The organism is Vibrio sp. YT-19(2023), assembly GCF_033337395.1.
Window position 1 is genome coordinate 1 of record NZ_JAWOQN010000230.1, and the last position, 923, is coordinate 923.

Consider the following 923-nt stretch of genomic DNA (forward strand, 5'->3'; position numbering starts at 1 on the left):
GGTGACTGCTCGCTTGTTCTCAGGAATTAAGGCCGCAAGCGTTGCGCCCTCTCCAGGTTGAGCAAGACGATTAGGATTGACTAACTCGCCCGCGTAAATGGTGTTTGCAACGATACGTCCCAAAGCTTGCTCAGGCACTTTGAGTGTTTCGTCGTCTATCCAGTCCACTTCCATTAACTTGGTGGTTAAATGCTTTTCATCCAAAATGGTGCCTGGCTCCAGCTCCATCGTAGCGACTACAACAGGGTGACGTTCCACCTCTTCGAGCTCTACTGTTGGCTGGTTTCTGCCGTCCATCCATTGTTTGGCAATTAATACGGCAGCAAGGCCGAAAACAATGGAGAGCAGCAATAACATGATGACTTGAGTCCGACTCATAATTTAAATCTCCCTATTCATCCACTGTGAAGTACAGTCCCCAGGCACGAGTTAATATGTCTGACGAGACGATCTTCTCTTTCCCTTCGAACACCAAAATATCTCGGCTAATGCCCAATAAATCTTTTGGTAAGCAAGGGAAGTAAGCGACATCATTGTCACGGTGTAATTGGCTTAACGTTTCGAAAAACTCTGGTACTAACGTCATCTGATAGTCTTTGGCGAGAGACATCCACAAGGCTTGATAGTCAGTCAAACTCAGTGGTTTAAACTCGATTTTGTAACCAAGACGACGTAAAAAAGCAGGGTCTGCAATTTTGCTCGGTGCAAAGTTGGATGAGCAAGCCAATGTCAGCATAAATGGCACGGTAACTTGTTGGCCGTTAGGCAGTGCTAGATGGTCGAACAAATACTCCATCGGCACAATCCAGCGGTTCAACAACGCATCAACGGGCATGGCTTGACGTCCTAAATCGTCAATAACCAAAATGCCGTTGTTTGCCATCATTTGCAGCGGCGCAATCCAAACTCTATTGTGCTCGCTA

General features: G+C 46.7%; 1 protein-coding gene and 1 pseudogene. Both read right to left on the reverse strand.

The window, feature by feature from the left end:
- Positions 1-378: Flp pilus assembly protein CpaB (gene cpaB / locus R7E78_RS25070; protein ID WP_276451679.1), on the reverse strand; the 378-nt coding region annotated here is incomplete at its 3' end.
- Between the two features lie 13 nt (positions 379-391).
- Positions 392-923, reverse strand: a pseudogene (locus R7E78_RS25075) (AAA family ATPase); the annotation flags it as partial.